This is a genomic window from uncultured Sphingomonas sp. (genome assembly GCF_913062585.1).
In the GTDB taxonomy this organism is placed as follows: Bacteria; Pseudomonadota; Alphaproteobacteria; order Sphingomonadales; family Sphingomonadaceae; genus Sphingomonas.
Map to the genome: position 1 here is coordinate 266246 of NZ_CAJXWX010000001.1, position 19833 is coordinate 286078.

The window sequence follows — 19833 nt, forward strand, 5'->3', positions numbered from 1 at the left end:
CGACCGGGCCGCCCCCGTCATCAGAACAGATCCGCCGTCATGACCTTGTTCCATACCTTCACGAAGTCGCGGACCATGCGGGGATGGCCATCCTCGGCGGCGTAGAATTCCGCGATGTTGCGCAGTTGCGAATTGGCGCCGAAGATCAGGTCGTTGCGAGTCGCGGTGTAGCGCGTCTCGCCGCTGTCCCGGTCGTCCAGCGTGAAGCGCAGGCCGCCCGCGTCCTGCTTGGTCCAGACATAGTCCATGCTGGTCAGCACGCGGAAGACATCGTTGCTCAGCACGCCCACCCGGTCGGTGAACACGCCGTCCGCGCCGCCGTCCCAATTCGCCCCCAGCGCGCGCAGCCCGCCGGTCAGCACCACCCATTCGGGGGCGCTGAGCTTCAGCAGCGCGGCCTTGTCGAGGAACAGTTCCTCGGGCGCGACACGGCCCTGGGTGATCGTCGCGAACTGATCGTCGACATAGTTGCGGAAGCCGTCGACCACGGGCTTCAGCCATTCGAAGCTGTCGGCATCGGTCAGTTCGTCGGTGGTGTCGCGGCGCCCGGCGGTGAAGGCGACCGCCTCGGCCACGCCCGCATCCGCCGCCGCCTTCTCGACCGCCGCCGTGCCGCCCAGCACGATCAGGTCGGCGAGCGACACGCGCTTGCCGCCGGACGCCGCATCGTTGAACGCGGCCATGATCTCGCGGAGCTTGGCGATGACGGGCACGGTGCGGCGATTGACCGCCCAGTCCTTTTGCGGGGCAAGCGCCAGGCGCGCACCATTGGCGCCGCCGCGCTTGTCGCTATCCCGGTACGTGACCGCTGCCGAGAAGGCGGTGAAGACCAAGTCGGATACCGACAGGCCGCTGTCCAGAATCCGCTGCTTCAACGTCGCAATATCGGCGGTATCGACCAGCGCATGGTCACGCTCGGGGATCGGGTCCTGCCACAGCAGGTCCGGCTCGATCGTCACCTCCGGCCCGACATAGCGCTCGCGCGGGCCCATGTCGCGGTGGGTCAGCTTGTACCAGGCTTTCGAGAACTGCTCGGTGAAATAGTCGAAGTCGGTCAGGAACCGCTCGCAGATGGGGCGATAAATGGGATCGACCTTCAGCGCGATGTCGCTGGTCATCATCATCAGGGCATGGGTCTTGCCCGCGACATGCGCGTCCGGGGTGCGCGGCGCGTCGGCATCGACCGGCGTCCATTGCAGCGCGCCCGCCGGGCTGCGCGTCTGTTCCCATTCCAGGCCCAGCAGATTCTCCAGATAGCTGTTGTCCCACTGAGTCGGGTTCTGGGTCCAGCTACCCTCGATGCCGTTGGTCATCGTGAACTCGGCATTGCCGGTGCCCTCGGGATTGTGCCAGCCCAGGCCCATCTCCTCGATGGCGGCGATCTCGGGCGGCGCGCCGATACGGTCGGCCTTCACCATGCCATGGCTCTTGCCAAAGGCATGGCCGCCCGCGATCAGCGCCACCGTCTCCTCGTCGTTCATCGCCATGCGGGTGAAGGTGATGCGGATGTCGCGCGCCGAGGCCATCGGATCGCCGCTGGCATAGGGCCCTTCAGGGTTCACATAGATGAGCGACTGGTGCGACGCGGCCAGCGGCTGTTCCATGTCATAATCCGCGTCTCCATTCTGGCCCCGCCAGCGCTTGTCGCGATTGACCATCTCGTCGAACGAATCGACCTGGGTCATGTCGAAGACTTCCGGGCCCCAATAGGTCGCGTCGTCGGCTTCCCACGCATCCTCGCGCCCGCCGCCGAAACCATAGGTCGGCAGCCCCATGATCTCGAGCGAACAATTGCCGGTCAGGACGATCAGATCCGCCCAGGACAGCGCGGCGCCATATTTCTGCTTGATCGGCCAGAGCAGGCGACGCGACTTGTCGACATTGCCATTGTCCCACCAGCTGTTGATCGGCGCGAAACGCTGCATCGCCTCGCCCGCACCACCGCGCCCGTCGGCGATGCGATAGCTGCCCGCCGAGTGCCAGGCCATGCGGATCATCTGCGGCCCGTAATTGCCATAATCGCACGGCCACCATGCGACCGAGCTGGTCAGGAAGCGCTTGATCTCGGCCTTCAGCGCATCGAGGTCGATCTTGGCGAATTCGGCGCGATAGTCGAAATCGTCGCCCAGCGGATTGGCGCGGGGCCCGTGGCGGTGCAGCTGCTCGACGCGCAGCCGGTTGGGATACCATTCGGCCAGGGTCGGCGGCGTGGTGAAGGCGCCCCCGATCCGGTCGCCGCCGAACGGGCACTTGCCCGCGAGTACCGTCTTATAGTCTTCCATATGCCAGCCTTTCGGGGGTTCGTCGGATCGAAGCAGCGCACAAGTCACTAAGATGACGGGCAATCCTGCCTGCCATGTGCATCGGTGAGTGCCAGAATCATGTCATGCATGTCATGAACATCGGCGGCCGCGTCTTTCCCGGAGCGGAAGACATCCGCCGCTCATCCGCACCGTCAACGTCGGATCCTATCCTCCGATCCTTGGCGAAGCCCGGCCGGCTTCAAAAAAATTAGCCTGGATCAGTCCAGATATTGGCGCGTTGGGCCTGCTTACACGTCTTCAGAAGCCGTGACCGGGCATGGAGGAACAGGTCTATGGCCGGATCGGCGGCGATTATCGGGGCGGGCATGGCCGGGTTGTCCTGTGCCGAGCGGCTGACGGACGCAGGCTGGCGGGTCACGCTGTTCGACAAGGGCCGCCGCCCCGGCGGGCGCATGGCGAGCAAGAGGGTGACGGCGATGGGCCCGTCCTTCGCCTTCGACTATGGCGCCCAGTATCTGACGGCACGCGATCCCGATTTCGTCGCGCAGATGGCGTGCTGGGCGCAGGCGGGCATCGTCGCGCGCTGGCCGGCGGCGGGGGACGATGCCTGGGTCGGCGTACCGGGCATGAGCGCGATTCCGGGCCATATGGCCGAGCCGCTTCAGCCCCGCTGGTCGACCCATATTCGCGGCCTGGTGCGGCAAGAGGGCGCATGGTGGCTGGATCATGACGGCGGGCGCGAAGGCCCGTTCGACCATGTCGTCCTGGCGATACCCGCCGAGCAGCTGCCTGCGCTCGTCGCGGACCACGATCCCGCGCTGGCGGAACTGGCCGGGGCGCATGGCTCCGAGCCCTGCTGGACGGTGCTGCTGGGGTTCGACACCGCCATTGCCGCACCCGATCTCTTGTCGAGCGCCGGCCCGATCGACTCCGGTCCGATCGACTGGGCCGCGCGCAACAATGCCAAGCCGGGACGGGACAGCGCCGAGGCCTGGACGATTCACGCGACGCCCGCCTGGTCGCGGCGTCATCTGGAAAGCGACACCGCGTCGGTCATCGCCTCGCTGCTGCGGGCGCTGGAGGAACGGGTGGGTACGCTGCCCGCGCCGGTGCATGCGACGGCGCATCGCTGGCGCTATGCCCGGTCGGGGAAAGCGGGGATCGGTGCTTATTTCCGCCCCGAATCGGGGTTGGCGGCCTGTGGTGACTGGATGATCGCGCCGCGTGTCGAAAGCGCGTGGCTGTCCGGGCGTCAGGCGGCCCGGGCTATCCTCTGAACGAAATCCTTCCCGCAAGGGGGAGAAAGTTCAGAAGTCCGTTACGCCTTTTCCAGCGTGCATTGCAGCGGATGCTGGTTGGCACGGGCGAAGTCGATCACCTGCGCCACCTTGGTCTCGGCGACTTCGTAGGAGAAGACGCCGCACACGCCGACACCGCGCTGATGGACGTGCAGCATCACGCGGGTCGCGTCGTCCATGCTCATGCGGAAAAACCGCTGCAGGCACAGCACGACGAATTCCATCGGCGTGTAATCGTCGTTCAGCATCAGCACGCGGTACGGCGTCGGCTGCTTGGTGCGCGCGCGGGTCCGGGTGGCGACGCCCAGGCCGGTGCCCTCGTCATCGCCATGATCCGGGCCCTGACCGGGCCCATTGCCGGCCATCCCCAAAGGATGGGTGAGAAGATCGCTGTTCGGGGCCATGGTCGTAAAATATGGCATGGCGGGGGGTCGGCACAAGCCCTTGGGCATGGGGCGATCGTATAAATCGGTGAGACCTTTCTCCATTCCTTCCCTGCAAAGGGAGGAATGCTTTTACGCCCCCCCTTAATGAAAGTCCCGCGAGCGCGGCAGCAGCCGGACATCGCGTGGATGGCCCCCGCGCTGCGCCGGGCTCCCTCGCGGATCGTGCGAGCGGGTGGGGGCGGCAGGCACATCCTCCAGCCGGGCCAGCATCGCGCTGCGATCCTCGACGCCGGCGGTCATCAGATGCACGACACCCTCGTCGCTACGCTGGACGACGCCGTGAAGCAGCATCAGCCGCGAGGCCATCACCGCGCGCCGGTTCGCCTCGAAATCGCGCGCCCAGAGCAGCGCGTTGACGATGCCCGTCTCGTCCTCGATCGTGACGAAGATCGCATTGCCCTTGCCCGGCCGCTGGCGGACCAGCACCACCCCCGCCACCTTGGCCCGCCGCCCATCGGCCAGGCGGTGGAGGTCGGCGGCGGACAATATGCCCTCGCCCGCCAGTTCGCGGCGCAGGAACGCCATGGGATGGCCTTTCAGCGACAGCCGCGTAGCGCGGTAATCCGCCGTCACCTGTTCCGACAATGGCATGGGCGGCAGCGTGACGGCGGGTTCGGCGGCCATTTCAGGGGCCTCCATCGCAGCGAACAGCGGCAGCTGCGCCGACTTCATCCGCCGCGCCTCCCACTGTCCCTCGCGCCGCCCCCGCCCCAGCGAGCGATAGGCATCGGCCTGCGCCAGCAGGTCGAGCGCACGGCGGGGAAGCCGCGCCCGGATCGCAACCGACTCGATCGTCTCATAGGGAGCATGGTCCGCAATCTCCGTGCCCCAGGCCTCGCGAAAGGCGTCGACCTGGCGAAAGCCCAGCCGCAGCGCGAAGGCGCCGTCCTCCCGCCGCTCCAGCCGATTGTCCCAGCCGCTGAAGTTCACATCGACCGGTCGCACCTCGACCTGGCCGTTCTCGCGCGCGTCGCGGACGAGCTGGGCGGGCGCGTAAAATCCCATGGGTTGCGCATTGAGCAGCGCGCAGGTGAAGATCGCGGGCTGATGGCGTTTCAGCCAGGCCGAGACATAGACCAGCCGCGCAAAGGACAGCGCATGGCTCTCTGGAAAGCCGTAAGAGCCGAACCCCTCGATCTGCTTGAAGCAACGCTCGGCGAAATCGGGTTCATAGCCTCGCCGGACCATGCCGCCGACCATCTTCTCGCGGAAACCCTGGATCGTCCCGACATTGCGAAAGGTCGCCATGGCGCGCCGCAAGCCATTGGCTTCGTCGGGGGTAAAGCCGGCCGCCGTGATGGCCAGCTTCATCGCCTGTTCCTGGAACAGCGGAACGCCATAGGTCTTGTGGAGTAGCTTATACAGCTCGTCCGCCGGACCGTGTTTCGGCGAAGGATAGCTGACCGGCTCCGTGCCCGCCCGCCGCCGCAAATAGGGGTGGACCATGTCGCCCTCGATCGGCCCCGGCCGGACGATCGCGACCTGCACGACAAGGTCGTAAAATTCCTTCGGCTTCAGCCGGGGCAGCATGTTGATCTGCGCGCGGCTCTCGACCTGGAACACGCCGATGCTGTCGCCCTTTTGCAGCATCTTATAGACCTGCTCGTCCTCGTCCTGCGCCAGCGTATCGAGATCGGGTCTTGGCAGGCCGTTCGCTTGCATCAGGTCGAACGCCTTGCGGATGCAGGTCAGCATCCCCAGCGCCAATATGTCGACCTTCATGATCTTCAGCTCGTCGATATCGTCCTTGTCCCATTCGATGAAGGTCCGCCCCTCCATCGCGCCGTTATGGATCGGCACCGTCTCGTCGAGCCGCCCTTGCGTCAGCACGAAGCCGCCGACATGCTGCGACAGATGCCGAGGCGCTCCCAGCAGCCGGTCGACCAGGGTCCGCAGCCGCGCGATCTCGGGATTGTCGGGCGAGAAGCCGGTTTCGTGGAACCGCTTTTCCTCGAACCGCTGGGAAAAGCTGCCCCAGACGGTGCTGGTCAGACGCTGCGTCACATCCTCGCTCAGCCCCAGCGCGCGGCCGACCTCACGCACCGTGCTGCGCGGGCGGTAATGGATGACGGTCGCGGCGATGGCGGCGCGGTGGCGGCCATAGCGGTTGTAGATATACTGTATCACCTCCTCGCGCCGCTCATGCTCGAAGTCGATGTCGATATCGGGCGGCTCGCCGCGCTCGGCCGAGACGAAGCGCGAGAATAGCAGGTCATGCTTGGTCGGATCGACCGAGGTGACCCCCAATATCCAGCAGACCGCCGAATTCGCCGCCGACCCCCGCCCCTGACACAGGATCGGCGGTTTCAGGCTCCGCGCGTGCCGCACCACGTCATGCACGGTCAGGAAATAATGCGCGTACCGGCGTTCTCGGATGAGCTCGAGCTCGTCTTTCAACGTCGCGGTCAGCTTGTCAGGTGCCCCATCAGGGAAACGCTTGGCCGCCCCACGCCATACCAGTTCCTCCAGCCAGTCCTGCGCGTCCCACCCTTCCGGCACCGGCTCGTCGGGATAGTGGTAGGATAAATGATCCAGCCGGAAGGTGATCCGGTCGAGGATCGCGATACTCTCGTCCACCGCCCCCGGCCGGTCGGCGAACAGCCGTGCCATTTCCGCGGCGGGTTTCAGGTGCCGCTCGGCATTGGCCGCCAGCCGCCGCCCGCCGGTGCGGATGGTCAGGCCTTCGCGGATACAGGTCAGTATATCCTGTACCGGACGGTCGGCTGGTTCGGCGAACAGCGCGTCGGTGGTCGCGAGCAGGGGCACCCCCCGCGCCTCGGCCAGCGCCGCCCGCGCCATCAACCGCCGCCGGTCCGCCCCCGATCGCGCCATGGTCACCCCCAGCCACACCCGCCCCGGAGCCGCCGCTACCAGCCGGTCGAGCGTCGCGGCCAGCCCCGGATCGGCGCGCCGGGGCGGCAGCATCGCGTCCGCCATCGGCTCGCAGGGCCGCGCGGAAGATTCGGGCAGCGCGATCAGCAGCAGATCCTCGGTATGACGGAGCAGGTCGCCCAACCCTAGGATGCAGCCGCCTTTTCTCGCCCGCTTGTTGCCCAAGGTCAGCAACCGGGTCAGCCGCCCCCAGCCGATGCGATCGACCGGATAGGCGACGATGTCGGGCGTACCATCGGCAAAGACCAGGCGTGCGCCGACGACCAGGGTCGGTGGCGGGGGTCCGCCGATCTCCGCCGCCGAAGCGCAGCCCTTTCGCCACGCCTTGAGGGCGCGCACCACCCCTGCAACGGTGTTGCGGTCGACGATGCCGATGCCAGCCAGCTTCAACGCATGGGCCCGCGCGATCATATCCTCGGCCGGACTCGCCCCGTCGAGAAAGGAATAATGCGTCGCCGCGACCAGTTCGGCGAAGTCGGGCATTTACCCTTTTCCTCCCCTGCAAGGGGAGGGGGACCATGCGCAGCATGGTGGAGGGGTGTCGCCGGTTGCGAGGGTACCCCTCCTCACCACCGGGGATACCCCTCCGTCAGCGCTCTGCGCTGCCACCTCCCCTTGCAGGGGAGGAAATGGAATGGGGCTCCTCACGCGAACAGCCCGTGCATATACCAGCGCGGCCGCTCGGTCTCCGTGTAAAGCCCGTGGCGGAAGATCCAGAAGCGCCGCCCCCGCACATCCTCCACCCGGTAATAGTCGCGGGTCGGCGGCGTCATGTCGGCGCGGCGCCACCATTCGCCCGCGATCCGCTCGGGCCCTTCCGCGCGCGCCACGTCGTGCAGCTTGCGCCGCCAGCGAAAGCGCGCGGGCGGGCCGTCGGGGGTCTCGGCGGCGAGCGATTCGATCGGCTGGGGCGGATCGAACAGGTGGATCGGTCGCGATGGCGGCTCGCCCGGCTCGGGCCGGGTCCATTCGGCCTTGGGCGGCGGCTCGGTTGCGGGCAGCAGCAGTTCGGCCTGTTCGGGCATATGGCTGTCGCGCGGATGGATTCGCCGCACCCGCTCGCGCCCCAGCCGCGTGCCCAGCCGGTCGATCAGCGCGGCGACCGCCTCCGCCTTCGCCTCGCCGCCCTCCAGCCGCAGCTGCACCGCGTCCAGCTTCTCGGCCAGCCCCACGTCCAGCCGGATCAGATCGTAACCGAAACCGGGATCGAGCGGATCGGCCAGCGCCTCGATCCGCTCGCGGAACAGCCGTAGCAGGACCGCGGGGTCGCGGGTCGGCTGCCCCGTCTCGACGCGCAAGGCCTGCACCTCGCCATCGGAGCGGAACAGCCGCGCGTCCCAGCGCCGCCCGCCCTCATGCCGCTCCTCCAGCGCGCGCGCCGCCTCGCCTGCCAGCTCCTCCAGCACGCCCAGCATATGTTCGGTCCGCGCCACCGGCTCGGCGAAGCGGCGCTCCACCCCGATCGGCGCGAGCGTAACGCGCGGAGTCAGCGGGCTGTCCTCCTCGCCGGTCAGCCGCCGGAGCGCGGTCGCCGCCTCACGCCCGAATCGCGCCGCGATCGTCGCCATCGGCCGCGCCAGCACGTCACCGACCGACTTCAGCCCCGCCGCCACCAGCGCCGCGCAGGCATCCTCGTCCAGTTCCAGCGCGGCGACGGGCAGACGGCGAATCGCTCCCATCTCGTCGGGCGCCGGCGCACCCGCATGACGCGCCAAGGCCCGCGCCGCCTCGGGCGTGTCGCCATAGGCCAGCCGCACGGCGATCCCCCGCCTGGCCATCCGCGTCTCGATATCCTCGGCCAGACGCCGCTCGCCGCCGAACAGATGGTCCGCGCCCGCACTGTCCAGCACCAGCCCCTGCGGCGGATCCAGCGCCACCGCCGGACTATAGCGCCGCGCCCCCTCGGCCAGCCGCTCCAGCCAGTCGGCATCGGCGGCGGGGTCGTGTGGATAGACCTCCAGCTCGGGCACCCGCGCCCGCGCATCGGCCAGGGTCAGCCCGACCGACAGCCCCGCCGCCACCGCCGCCGGATCGAGCGCGGCGAGCCGGATCGCGCCGCCCACCGATTCGGCGAAGGCGATCGGCGCGTCACCCCGCGCCACGAACAGGTGCGGGCGGCGTGCCCGCAACCGCTCGATCGGCAACCAGGGGAAGACGAGCGCCAGATAGCGGCGCGGGATCGAAGCTTTGCGTGTCACGGTTCCACTCCACGCGCCACCGGGCGCCCGCGGGCCCTCCCCGTCGGCGCAGCAATTCCAGATCATAAGCGGGGGGCCCCGGCGCCTCGGCGGCGAATGCACGCGAGGGCGCGGGCGCGACCGACCAGCGGGTCGCGGCGGCGCTGGGCACCACCTGCCCCCCGATGCGCAGCAGGATCATCAGCACGCCCGAGGCTTCGGCGGCCAGCATCAACCGGCGCGAGGCGGTGAGGTCCAGCCCGCGCATCGCCCCCCAGCCCTCGGCGACGACGCTGCCCAGCCCCGGACAGCGCGCGCCATCGGCGGCGGCGCGGAGCAGCGCGGCATCGTCGGCCACGACCACGACGACCAGTTCCTCGGGGTCGAGCCCCATGGCGAGCAGCCCCGGTCCATGGAGTCGCCCCCCCTGCCGCTCGGCCGCCTCGGTCCGCAGCCACAGCACCGGCCAGGCCCTGGCGGCGAGCAGACACCCGACCGCCAGCCCCGCGCCGCTCGCCGCTTCTTCGGGTAAAAGCGCATGGATCTCATGCAGTTGGGCAGGTACCAGAGGAGGCATCCCCCCTGACCGCTCCGCCGCGCCCAACCCCTGCCCCAGTCCCTGCCCACGCGCCTGTACGGCGGCGGCCCCGCGCAGGCGATCAATCAGGGCAAAGGGCTCCTCCATATATGTTCTTGTAATGTTCTCGCGATCGAGTCGCCAATGCAAAATTTCTCAAAAAAAGGGCTTGCCGGTTCGAAAACCCCCATCTATTAGCGCGCCTCACCCCAGCCGGTTCGCCGGTTCGGAACGCCAGAGCGGGCGTAGCTCAGGGGTAGAGCACAACCTTGCCAAGGTTGGGGTCGAGGGTTCGAATCCCTTCGCCCGCTCCAGTTCCTGTCGCCGATGAGCGACAGCCAGCAGCGACATGATAGACGAAAGCCGACGCGGTTCCTGCGGGAATCGAGCGCGATGGCTGTACCATTTCGCGCCCTCCAAAAGCCATGGTCGCCTTCCGTCCGCCGTCACCTGCCATGGCGACAGGCCCCGGCGATCGGCCGAGGCCCGTTCCACCCGGTTCAGATCAATCGGTTTTCCAGCAACGTCCCTTCCCAGAACATCAGCTTGTCGAGTAGACGCCGCTCGATGAAATGATCGGGGATGCGGTCGGGATCGGCCATCACCGCGCCACCGATGCCCTGTCGGAAATCCGCGATGAGCCGGTCGCGCGCCTGTTGGAAATCGGGCTTTTCGCATTCCTCCCGCCGCGCCTGGGCACAGGCCCGCCAGAAAGCGGGATAGTCATGGCCCACGGCATCGCCATAGAGCTTTGCGAGATGCTTCGTGCCGACACGGTCGTTGCGCACCCAGTCGCGGTGGCGCGCCGCCTTGCTGGCCAGCCGGTCCCAGATATAGATTTCGTCGCGGGGCCGGGCAAAGGTCGCGATCTTGCTGGCGGCCGAGCTATATTGCCGCCGCTGCCCGCGCAGGATCGGCAGTTCGCCGGCCAGCCTGGGTATGTCGACGCACGGATCGAAGGTCTCGGCGGCATATGTGGCCATGATCGCCGCCGCCACCCCCGCCCGGTCCCAGACGACGAATTTCGTCAGCAGAAATGTCGACAGGAACAGCCGTGCATCCTGCTCCCCGACCTGTCCCGGGAACAGCCAGAGCCAATGCGTGTCGGGCGGACGTCCCCGGTCGACCCGCTGCTCCCGCGGACAGCACCAGCGGCGGACATCCTGCTCGGCCTTCATTAGCAGCTTGCGGCGGTCATCTGGTGAAAATGGCATATCGTTCCTCCCGTCCCGGGGGTTAGGAGCGAAGCCGAAGCATGGCCTATCGGGGAAAATTCAGGATTGCCCGCTTCATCGCAAAGGGAAGACCGCCATGCCCATCCGCCCCGCCCTGCCCGGCGACGCCGCCGCCATCGCCGCGATCCTGATGCCGGTGATCCGCGCAGGTGAAACCTATGCGCTCGACCCCGCCATGTCGGAGGAAGCGGCGCTTGCCTATTGGCTGGCCGGGGATCGTACGACCTTCGTCGCGGAGGAGGCGGGCGCGATCTTGGGCACCTATTATATCCGCGCCAATCAGGCGGGCGGTGGGGATCATGTCGCCAATGCGGGCTATATGACGGCCGCCGCGGCGCGCGGCAAAGGCGTCGCGCGGGCGATGGCGCTGCATTCCTTCGACCAGGCACGCGCGCAGGGTTTCAGCGCGATGCAGTTCAACTTCGTGGTCGCCAGCAACGAGGCCGCGGTGCATCTGTGGACCGCGCTGGGCTTTGCCACGGTCGGGCGGGTACCGGGGGCGTTCCGGCACCCGGGGCTGGGGATGGTCGATGCACTGGTGATGCACCGACCGCTCTGATCATCCCGCCCGTGCGACCTGGAAGCCCGCAAAGGACTGGCTGACCGGCATCAGTTCCAGCCGGTTGATGTTCAGATGCGGCGGCAGCTCGGCGACCCAGAGCAAAGTCGCGGCAATGTCCTGCGCCGTCATCGGGTCGGACCCTGCATAAAGCGCGTCGGACGCGGCCTGATCGCCGCCGGTCCGTACGGTGGTGAACTCGGTCTCGACCATGCCCGGCTCGATCGAAGTGACCCGCACCCCCTTGCCGTGCAGATCCGATCGCAGGTTCAGCGAGAATTGCTTCACGAACGCCTTGGTCCCGCCATAGACGTTGCCGCCGGTATAGGGATAGTTCGCCGCCACCGAGGACAGGTTGATGATCCCCCCGCGCCGTTCGATCAGGCGGGGCAGCAGCCGGTGGGTGATGGTGATCAGCCCGTCGATATTGGTCGCGATCATCGTCCGCCACTGGGCAAGGTCGCTATCCTGGGCGGGCTTGGTGCCGAGCGCGAGGCCCGCATTGTTGATCAGCCAGTCGATCTCGGCAAAGTCCGCCGGCAGTCCGGCCAGCGCCGCGTCCAGCGCATCCTCGTCGGTGATGTCGAAGGCGAGCGGATGGAACGCCGCCCCCAGCTCGTCGGCCAGTGCCTGCAGCCGGTCGGCGCGGCGGCCGGTGCCGATCACCCGCCACCCGGCGGCGACAAAGGCGCGTGCGGTGCCCGCACCGATCCCGGCGCTAGCACCGGTGACGAGGACAGTCTTGGTCATGGTCTCAATTCCCTCTCGAACCTGGCCCGCTGCTGGTATCCGGAGCCGGGCCATGTTGCAAAGCGGTCCGCTGCACAAGCCGTGCCCACGCCCTTGCGTTCCGTCCATCCGACACCCCGTTGAAACCAGGGCTTTTCCCGGGTGTTTACGATGGTCATACTCGGGCAGAAAGGATGGCGGGAGACTCGAAGATGACTGAGCGCGCCATATCGCGGCCCAACGTCGCCGCCATGCCCGGCCGCTTTCACCGTGCGCAGGGCGGCTGGTGCGATTTCCGTCCCGAACCGGGGATCACGACCCCGCCCGAGGGCCGGGATCCCACCCCACGGACGGTCTATCCCAGCCACCCGCTCCGCCCCCGTCCCCCCGAATCCTGGGTGCGGCTGCGCGGATAGCGGTGCGGTTGCAGGGCGCGGGGCCTTTCCCCACATAAGCGGGGCGACGGCCTTGGCGTCGTATCTTGCAGGACCGTCCATGCCCCGCCCACTTCGAATTGATTTCGTCTCCGACATCTCCTGCCCCTGGTGCATCATCGGCCTGCGCGGGCTGGAGATCGCGCTGGAGCGGATGGGCGACGCGGTGCAGGCCGAAATCCATTTCCAGCCTTTCGAGCTGAACCCTGCCATGGCGCCCGAGGGCGAGAATATCGTCGAGCATATCGGCCGCAAATATGGCGCGACGCCCGAACAGTCCGCCGCCAATCGCGCCACTATCCGCGAACGCGCCGCCGCGGTCGGGTTCACCATGGCGATGGGCGACGATGCGCGCATCTATAATAGCTTCGACGCGCATCGCCTGCTCCACTGGGCCGGGATCGAGGGGGGCCAGGCCGCACTGAAGCACGCGCTGTTCGACAGCTATTTTACGCGGGGAGAGGACATCTCCGACCACGCCGTGCTGCTCGCCGCCGTCACCCGCGCCGGGCTGGACGCCGACGCGGCGCGCGCAATCCTGTCCTCCGACCGCTACGCCGCCGAGGTGCGCGAGGCGGAGCGGCTGTGGCAGGGGCGCGGCATCCAGTCGGTGCCCGCCATCGTGATCGACAATCGCTATCTCATCTCGGGCGGACAGCCGCCCGAGTCGTTCGAACAGGCGCTGCGCCAGATCACGGCCGACGCCTGAGCCAGAAAGGACATCCCATGGCCGACACCCGTTATGCCAAGACCGAGGAAGCCCTGTCGCGGCTGACCCCGGAACAATATTACGTCACCCAGCAGAGCGGCACCGAGCGTCCCGGCACCGGCGAATATCTCCACACGCGCGAGCCCGGTCTCTATGTCGACATCGTCTCGGGCGAGCCCTTGTTCGCCTCTGCCGACAAGTTCGATTCGCATTGCGGCTGGCCCAGCTTCACCCGGCCGATCGAGCCTGCCCATGTCAACGAACTGACCGACACCACCCACGGCATGGTTCGCACCGAAGTCCGCTCGGCGCATGGCGACAGCCATCTGGGCCATGTCTTCCCCGACGGCCCGCGCGATCGCGGCGGCCTGCGCTACTGCATTAACTCCGCCTCGCTGCGCTTCGTGCCGCTGGGGGATATGGAGGCGGAAGGGTACGGGGAGTATGTCGACCAGGTCCGCGCGGCCGACGAGGCGTAAACATTCCTCCCCTGCAAGGGGAGGGGGACCAGCGAAGCTGGCGGAGGGGAGTGGCAGGTCAAAACCCGCCCCGCGGGTTTGAGGATTGCCGGGGGGCAATCCGCCTGCCACTCGCTATAGAGAGGGCGACACCCCTCCGTCAGGCCTGCGGCCTGCCACCTCCCCTTACAGGGGAGGAATCGCCCTTAACCTTTACGGCACCTTTTCCCCGCCCGGTCGTTTGCCCTTCGCAACGATAAGTCCAGGCAAACAGGGGAAAAGATGATGGCGACGATCTGGGGCTGGGCACCTTTGCTGCTCGCGGCACCCTTTTCGCCGCAGCAGACGACTGATCCCGTCCCCACCGCCGCCCGCGTCACCCCCGATGCCGCCACCGGCGATACGCAGCGCCCGCCGACTCGCCGTCGCGCGGTGCGCCCCTCCGACAGCGCGCCCTCGGCGATCACCGCCGACACGCGGCGCACGCCGCCGCCCGGGATCATCGGCGACTGGCACAAGATCCGCACCCGGCTGAACGAGCGCGGCATCACCGTCACCGCGCGCTATGCGTCCGAAAGTGCGGCCAATGTCACCGGCGGGCGCAAGACGCTGTTCCGTGAGACGGGGCAGTTCGATGCGGGCGCGCTGTTCGATCTGGAGAAGGTCTTCGGACTGAAGGGCGGCGCGTTCCAGGCGACCCTGACCTATCGGCGCGGTCGCAACCTCAGCGACGATGCGAATTTGGGCACGCTGCAACAGGTGCAGGAGGTTTACGGCCGTGGCCAGACGCTCCGCCTGACCCAATTCTGGTACGAGCAGCGGATCGGCGAGCGGTTCGAGCTGAAGCTGGGTCGCACCAATCCGGGCGAGGATTTCGCCATCTTCTCGTGCCACTTCATGAATCTCAGCTTCTGCGGCGCGCAGCCGGGCAATCTGGTCGGCGATTATTGGCAGAACTGGCCGGTCAGCCAATGGGGCGCGCGGCTGCGCTACGAACCGCGCGACGACCTGTATGTCCAGGGCGCGGTGTATGAGATCAATCCGCGCAACCTCGACAATGATTTCTTCATCGGCCATTTCAAGGGCGCGACCGGGGTGCTGGTGCCCGCCGAGATCGGCTGGATCCGCAACCCGACCGTGGGCAAGATCGGCTCGTACAAGCTGGGCGGCTGGATCGCGACGGCGGATGCGCCGGACGTGTTCCTGGACATCAACCGTCGTCCGATCGCGATCACCGGCCTGGCGCCGCTAGAGCGCAGCAGCCGCTACGGCGTCTATATCAATATCCAGCAACAGCTGACCGGCGCAACCAAGGACGGCAAGGCGGAGAACGGCCTCAGCGTCTTCCTGAACGCGACGCAGGCCGACCGCGCGACCAGCGTGACCGACAATCAGATCGCGGCCGGGCTGTTCTACAAGGGGCTGGTCCCCGCCGTGCCGGGCGATGTGCTGGGCTTTGGCATGGCGCGCACCCATGTGAACGGGCGCGTCGCGGACGGGCAGCGGCTCGATCCGACCCGACCCGCCGTGCAGGGGTCCGAATATGCCGCCGAGGTCTATTACAGCGTCCACCCCGCCGAATGGCTGGAGATGCGGCCCAACGTCCAGTTCGTCCACCATCCCGGCGGCTATTCGCAGGCCAACGACGTCACCATATTGGGGCTGAAGGCTGCCTTCACCCTGTAACGCGCCTGATTCACGACCCGTTCAATAGGCGGCGCGCAAGCACAGGCGTGCCCAAAGGAGTGTATTGATGATCCGTTCGATTGTGGCCTCCGCCCTGCTGGCGCCGACCGCCATGGCGATGGCCGCCGCCCCCGTCCCCGCGCTGGCCCAGGCGAGTGGCGACCTGGCGGCGGTGCAGCGTCACCTGCAATCGGTGCAGACGATGACCGCCGATTTCACCCAGACCGACCGCGCCGGCAAGGTGCTGACCGGCACGCTGACCATGAAGAAGCCGGGCAAGATCCGCTTCCAATATGAAAAGGGTGTGCCGCTGCTGATCGTCGCCGATGGCGGCGCACTGACCTTCATCGACTATTCGGTGCGCCAGGTGCAGCGCTGGCCGATCAAGAACTCGCCGCTGGGCGTGCTGCTCGACCCGAGCCGCGACATCAGCCGCTATGCCAGGATCGTGCCCAGCGCCGATTCGCGCCTGCTCTCGGTCGAGGCGAACGACCCCAAGCATCCCGAATATGGCAAGATCACCCTGGTCTTCGCGCGCGATGCCTCGGCACCGGGCGGGCTGATGATGCAGGGCTGGGTCGCGCTCGACAGCCAGAACAACCGGACCACGATTCGCCTGTCGAACCAGCGGTTCGGCGTGCCGGTGGACGACAAGGCGTTCCGATTCAACGATCCCCGGAGGACGGCGGCGCGAAACTGAACGATTGCGGGCCGTTTCATTCATCCGAGCGACAGGTTCTCTGCCCTATCAAGGCCTTGCGGCTGAGGGGTCTTCGAGATTCCCCCCTGTTGCTCGAACGAGCACCCTCATCCCGCCTGCGTGACGAACGCTAGGTCGGCCCTCGCTCCATGCCCCCGGAGCGAGGGCCTTTCCTTTTCTGCATCTCTTCTTCTCGACCCCGGCGAAGGCCGGGGCCCAGTCGCCATGTCGCTGATGACGCGCATCACGTCGCGTGGGAGGCAAAGACACCGCGCCCCCCGATGGTCCGCCGCAACTGGACCCCGGCCTTCGCCGGGGTGGTACGGAGATATGCAGCGCCATTCCATAACGCGGGTAATCTTGTCTCACCCTCCTGCCCCCGCTACATCGCTTCGCGTGAAAATCGCCTCCTGGAACATCAACTCGGTGCGTTTCCGCGCCGCCATCGTCGAGCAATTCCTGAAGGACGCCGCCCCCGACGTGCTGTGTCTTCAGGAGACGAAGGTGGTCGATGACGATTTCCCCTTCGAGCTGTTCCGCGCGCTGGGTTACGACCACATCATCATCCACGGCCAGCGGATGCACCACGGCGTCGCCATCGTGGCGAAGGTGCCGATCACCGAGGACGACCGCCTCGACTGGCAGGCCAATGCCGAGGCGCGCCATGTCGGCATCCGCCTGCCGAACGGCTTACGACTGGAGAATGTCTATATCCCGGCGGGCGGCGACGTGCCCGATCGCGAGGCGAACCCGAAATTCGGCCAGAAGCTGGATTTCCTCGGTCGCATGATCGAATGGTCGGGCCAGCTCGGTTGCCCGACGATCCTGACCGGCGACTTCAACATCGCGCCGCTCGAATCGGACGTGTGGAGTCACAAGCAGCTGCTCGACGTGGTCAGCCATACCCCCATCGAGGTGGAGACGCTGGCCAGGTTGCAGGCGTCGAACGATTGGGTCGATCTGGGTCGCCATTTCATCCCCGCGCCGCAGCGGCTCTATACCTGGTGGAGCTACCGCGCGAAGGACTGGGCGGCATCGGATCGCGGGCGGCGGCTCGACCATATGTGGGCGACGCGCGACGTGGCCCAGAAGGCGGTGGCGCATCAGGTGTTCGAGGGGTGCCGCAGCTGGCTGAAGCCCTCCGACCATATTCCGATCATGACGGAATTCGATTTTTGAGCGCGGATTCCAAAGCGGCGGCGCGCGCGATCGACGCGCTGCGCCGGGGATGGCCGATCGCGATCGCTGGCACACCGCTGCTTGCCGTGGAGACCGCCGACCCGCTGCGCCTCGCCGCCTTCGATCCGGAGGGCCGCGCGCCGGTCCTGATCTCGGCGGGTCGCGCCGCGACGCTGAAGCTGACCAACCAGTTGGAGGCGGCCGATCCCGACGCCGCCGTGCTGGTCGAGCGCGCGCCCTGGATTGACTTCGCCGCCGCGACGGCGCTGGCCGATCCACAATTCGACCTGGCAACACCGCTGAAAGGTCCGTTCCGCGCGCTCCCCCTGCCCGATCCGGCGGTCGCCGCGGCGGCGATCCGGTTCGCCCGGATCGCCGGGATGCTGCCCGCCTTCTTCATCGGCGGCACGGGCGTCGAGGCGGCGATCGGCCTGGCCGACATCGCCGCGCATGAAAATGCCGAGGCGCTGGCCATCGCCACCCGCGCGCGCCTGCCCGTGGCGGGGGCGGAGGATGCGGAGATCGTCGCCTTCCGCTCGCCCCATGCGGCGGGCGAGCATGTCGCGCTGCTGATCGGCCAGCCGAACGGCCAGCCGCCTTTGGTGCGGCTGCACAGCGAATGCCTGACCGGCGATGTGCTGGGCAGCCTGAAATGCGATTGCGGGCCGCAGCTTCGTGCCGCCATCCATGCCATCGCCGAGTCCGGCTGGGGAATCCTGCTCTATCTACGGCAGGAAGGGCGCGGGATCGGGCTGGTCAACAAGCTGCGCGCCTATCAGCTACAGGATCAGGGGTTCGACACGGTCGACGCCAATACGCGCCTGGGCTTTGCGATCGACGCGCGCGATTTCGGGGTGGCGGCGCGGATGCTGACCCTGATGCGGCAGGACCAGGTGCGGCTGCTGACCAACAATCCGGCCAAGGTCGCCGGGCTGGAGGCGGCGGGGGTCCGGGTGATCGAGCGCGTCGCGCACAGCCTGCCGCCCAATCCGCATAACGAACGCTATCTGGCGACCAAGCGGGACCGGACCGGGCATCAGCTTTAACCCAAACATCCGTTCGCACTGAGCGAAGTCGAAGGCCACGGGATTGGCCTTTGTGGCTCAGCGCAGAACGTGCGCTTCGACTTCGCTCAGCGTGAACGGAGGTTGGGGATCGGGAGGTCAGAACCCCAATTCGCGCCGGACGTCCGCATAATCCTGCGCGATCGCGGCCACGCCGATCTCGCGCAGCCTTTGGTCATGCCCGACCGCGCAGTGCGTCCCCATGCACATACCGATGACATAGCCGCCGCTCGCCACCGCGCCGGTCGCACCGACGGGGGAGTCCTCCAGGATCGCGCAGTCGGCGATGTCCACACCCAGCCGGTCGGCGGCGAACAGGTACAGATCGGGTGCGGGCTTGCCGCGCGTGACATGCTCGCGCCCGCTATAGACATGCTCCCCGAACGCCTCGCGCAGGCCCAGATGGCGCAAATGCCGGTTGAGCCACAAGGTCGGGCTGGACGACACCACTGCCTTTGGGAAATCTGCGGGGAGCGAACGGACGAAATCCACCGCCCCGGCAATCGCCGCGACGCCCTCTTCCATTGCGCGCACATCCTCGACCCGCCGCGCTTCGTAAAAGGCGTCCGGTAGGGTGTAGCCGATCCGCCCCTCGATCGCGGCGATAAAGTCCTGCCCCGCCAGCCCCATATAATGATGCATCGCCTCCTCCGGCGTATGCGGATGGCCGTTGGCGGTCAGCCATTCGGCGAGGTGGCGATTGCCCTCATATTCGCTGTCGATCAGGACGCCGTCGAAATCGAACAACAGTGCAGCGAAACGGCTCATCCGCGGGCTCCGAACAGCGCGCTGCCGACGCGGACATGGCTGGCCCCCAGCATCGCGGCGACCTCATAATCCTCGGACATGCCCATGCTGAGCTTTGTGACGCCCAGCTCGCGCGCCATCTTGGCGAGCAGCGCAAAATAGGGCGCAGCGTCCACCCCGTGCGGCGGGATCGCCATCAGCCCGACGATCGGCAGCCCCGCCTCGCGCGCCGCCGCCAGCATCGCAGGCGCCTCGGCGATGGCGCAGCCGCCCTTCTGGTCCTCCTCGCCGATATTGACCTGCAGGAAACAGTCGGGCCGCTTGCCGCTCTTCGCCATCGCTTCGCCCAGCGCGGCGATCAGCGAGGGGCGGTCGACGGTGTGGATCACGTCGAACAGCGCGACCGCATCCGCCGCCTTGTTCGACTGGAGCTGGCCGATCAGGTGCAGTTCGACGCCGGGATAGGCCTCTTGCAGCGCGGGCCATTTGGCCGCCGCCTCCTGCACGCGATTCTCGCCGAACACGCGGTGCCCGGCACCCAGCAGCGGGCGGATCGTGTCGGCGTCGTGCGTCTTCGACACCGCGATCAGGGTCGGCATGGCATGATCGCCCAGCTTCGCGGCACGCTGCAGCTCGGCGGAGACGGTGTGGAGGCGGGAAACGCTGTCGTCGGTCATGC

General features: G+C 67.5%; 18 protein-coding genes and 1 tRNA gene. 10 read left to right on the forward strand and 9 right to left on the reverse strand.

Features of this window, described 5'->3' with window-relative positions; all coding sequences use genetic code 11:
- Nucleotides 1-20 precede the first annotated feature (20 nt).
- Nucleotides 21-2282, reverse strand: coding sequence for a catalase/peroxidase HPI (gene katG / locus QZ546_RS01230; protein ID WP_294233382.1), 2262 nt, complete (start codon nucleotides 2280-2282; stop codon nucleotides 21-23).
- A 314-nt stretch (nucleotides 2283-2596) separates the two neighbouring features.
- On the opposite strand from katG, the gene QZ546_RS01235 reads away from it, so the two are divergent.
- Nucleotides 2597-3541: an NAD(P)/FAD-dependent oxidoreductase gene (locus QZ546_RS01235; RefSeq protein ID WP_294233388.1), complete on the forward strand. Its 945-nt coding sequence runs from the start codon at nucleotides 2597-2599 to the stop codon at nucleotides 3539-3541.
- Between the two features lie 41 nt (nucleotides 3542-3582).
- Here the strand turns inward: QZ546_RS01235 and clpS are convergent, their stop codons facing one another.
- The 4 genes from clpS to QZ546_RS01255 form a co-directional block, all read right to left on the reverse strand.
- Complete coding sequence (clpS, locus tag QZ546_RS01240) at nucleotides 3583-3927, reverse strand: ATP-dependent Clp protease adapter ClpS (protein ID WP_294233726.1); 345 nt, start codon at nucleotides 3925-3927, stop codon at nucleotides 3583-3585.
- A gap of 162 nt (nucleotides 3928-4089) precedes the next feature.
- The gene (locus QZ546_RS01245) at nucleotides 4090-7383 is read right to left on the reverse strand and encodes an error-prone DNA polymerase (protein ID WP_294233390.1); all 3294 of its coding nucleotides are present in this window, start codon (nucleotides 7381-7383) and stop codon (nucleotides 4090-4092) included.
- A 161-nt stretch (nucleotides 7384-7544) separates the two neighbouring features.
- Complete coding sequence (locus QZ546_RS01250) at nucleotides 7545-9098, reverse strand: DNA polymerase Y family protein (protein ID WP_294233393.1); 1554 nt, start codon at nucleotides 9096-9098, stop codon at nucleotides 7545-7547.
- A complete protein-coding gene (locus tag QZ546_RS01255) occupies nucleotides 8989-9762 on the reverse strand; it encodes a hypothetical protein (RefSeq protein WP_294233396.1) in 774 nt (257 codons plus the stop codon). The genes QZ546_RS01250 and QZ546_RS01255 overlap by 110 nt, the downstream gene beginning before the upstream one ends.
- Nucleotides 9763-9893: 131 nt before the next feature.
- On the opposite strand from QZ546_RS01255, the gene QZ546_RS01260 reads away from it, so the two are divergent.
- Nucleotides 9894-9968 (forward strand) — tRNA-Gly (locus QZ546_RS01260).
- 186 nt (nucleotides 9969-10154) lie between these two features.
- Here the strand turns inward: QZ546_RS01260 and QZ546_RS01265 are convergent.
- Nucleotides 10155-10868 carry a hypothetical protein gene (locus QZ546_RS01265; protein ID WP_294233399.1) on the reverse strand — a complete coding sequence of 238 codons (714 nt, stop codon included), beginning with the start codon at nucleotides 10866-10868 and terminating at the stop codon, nucleotides 10155-10157.
- A gap of 97 nt (nucleotides 10869-10965) precedes the next feature.
- Here QZ546_RS01265 and QZ546_RS01270 point away from each other — a divergent pair, with 97 nt between their 5' ends.
- The gene (locus QZ546_RS01270; protein WP_294233402.1) at nucleotides 10966-11448 is read left to right on the forward strand and encodes a GNAT family N-acetyltransferase; all 483 of its coding nucleotides are present in this window, start codon (nucleotides 10966-10968) and stop codon (nucleotides 11446-11448) included.
- Here QZ546_RS01270 and QZ546_RS01275 read toward each other — a convergent pair whose 3' ends face one another.
- Complete coding sequence (locus QZ546_RS01275; RefSeq protein ID WP_294233405.1) at nucleotides 11449-12198, reverse strand: SDR family NAD(P)-dependent oxidoreductase; 750 nt, start codon at nucleotides 12196-12198, stop codon at nucleotides 11449-11451.
- A 191-nt stretch (nucleotides 12199-12389) separates the two neighbouring features.
- Here QZ546_RS01275 and QZ546_RS01280 point away from each other — a divergent pair, with 191 nt between their 5' ends.
- The 7 genes from QZ546_RS01280 (at nucleotide 12390) to ribA (ending at nucleotide 18389) form a co-directional block, all read left to right on the forward strand.
- Complete coding sequence (locus QZ546_RS01280) at nucleotides 12390-12593, forward strand: hypothetical protein (protein WP_294233408.1); 204 nt, start codon at nucleotides 12390-12392, stop codon at nucleotides 12591-12593.
- Between the two features lie 79 nt (nucleotides 12594-12672).
- Nucleotides 12673-13320: a DsbA family oxidoreductase gene (locus tag QZ546_RS01285; RefSeq protein WP_294233411.1), complete on the forward strand. Its 648-nt coding sequence runs from the start codon at nucleotides 12673-12675 to the stop codon at nucleotides 13318-13320.
- A gap of 17 nt (nucleotides 13321-13337) precedes the next feature.
- Nucleotides 13338-13799, forward strand: coding sequence for a peptide-methionine (R)-S-oxide reductase MsrB (msrB, locus tag QZ546_RS01290; protein WP_294233414.1), 462 nt, complete (start codon nucleotides 13338-13340; stop codon nucleotides 13797-13799).
- Nucleotides 13800-14060: 261 nt separating this feature from the next.
- Nucleotides 14061-15464 carry a carbohydrate porin gene (locus tag QZ546_RS01295; RefSeq protein ID WP_294233416.1) on the forward strand — a complete coding sequence of 468 codons (1404 nt, stop codon included), beginning with the start codon at nucleotides 14061-14063 and terminating at the stop codon, nucleotides 15462-15464.
- A 67-nt stretch (nucleotides 15465-15531) separates the two neighbouring features.
- Nucleotides 15532-16164, forward strand: coding sequence for an outer membrane lipoprotein carrier protein LolA (locus QZ546_RS01300; protein WP_294233419.1), 633 nt, complete (start codon nucleotides 15532-15534; stop codon nucleotides 16162-16164).
- Nucleotides 16165-16560: 396 nt separating this feature from the next.
- Nucleotides 16561-17343 carry an exodeoxyribonuclease III gene (locus QZ546_RS01305; protein ID WP_294233422.1) on the forward strand — a complete coding sequence of 261 codons (783 nt, stop codon included), beginning with the start codon at nucleotides 16561-16563 and terminating at the stop codon, nucleotides 17341-17343.
- Entirely contained in the window at nucleotides 17340-18389 is a 1050-nt protein-coding gene (gene ribA / locus QZ546_RS01310) for a GTP cyclohydrolase II (RefSeq protein WP_294233425.1), read from the forward strand. Before QZ546_RS01305 ends, ribA begins: the two co-directional genes overlap by 4 nt.
- Before the next feature lie 117 nt (nucleotides 18390-18506).
- Here ribA and QZ546_RS01315 read toward each other — a convergent pair whose 3' ends face one another.
- Both QZ546_RS01315 and QZ546_RS01320 read right to left on the reverse strand, forming a co-directional pair.
- The gene (locus QZ546_RS01315) at nucleotides 18507-19175 is read right to left on the reverse strand and encodes an HAD family phosphatase (RefSeq protein ID WP_294233428.1); all 669 of its coding nucleotides are present in this window, start codon (nucleotides 19173-19175) and stop codon (nucleotides 18507-18509) included.
- Nucleotides 19172-19831 (reverse strand): YggS family pyridoxal phosphate-dependent enzyme, encoded by a 660-nt coding sequence (locus QZ546_RS01320; protein WP_294233431.1) that lies wholly within the window; start codon nucleotides 19829-19831, stop codon nucleotides 19172-19174. Before QZ546_RS01320 ends, QZ546_RS01315 begins: the two co-directional genes overlap by 4 nt.
- Nucleotides 19832-19833: the final 2 nt, after the last annotated feature.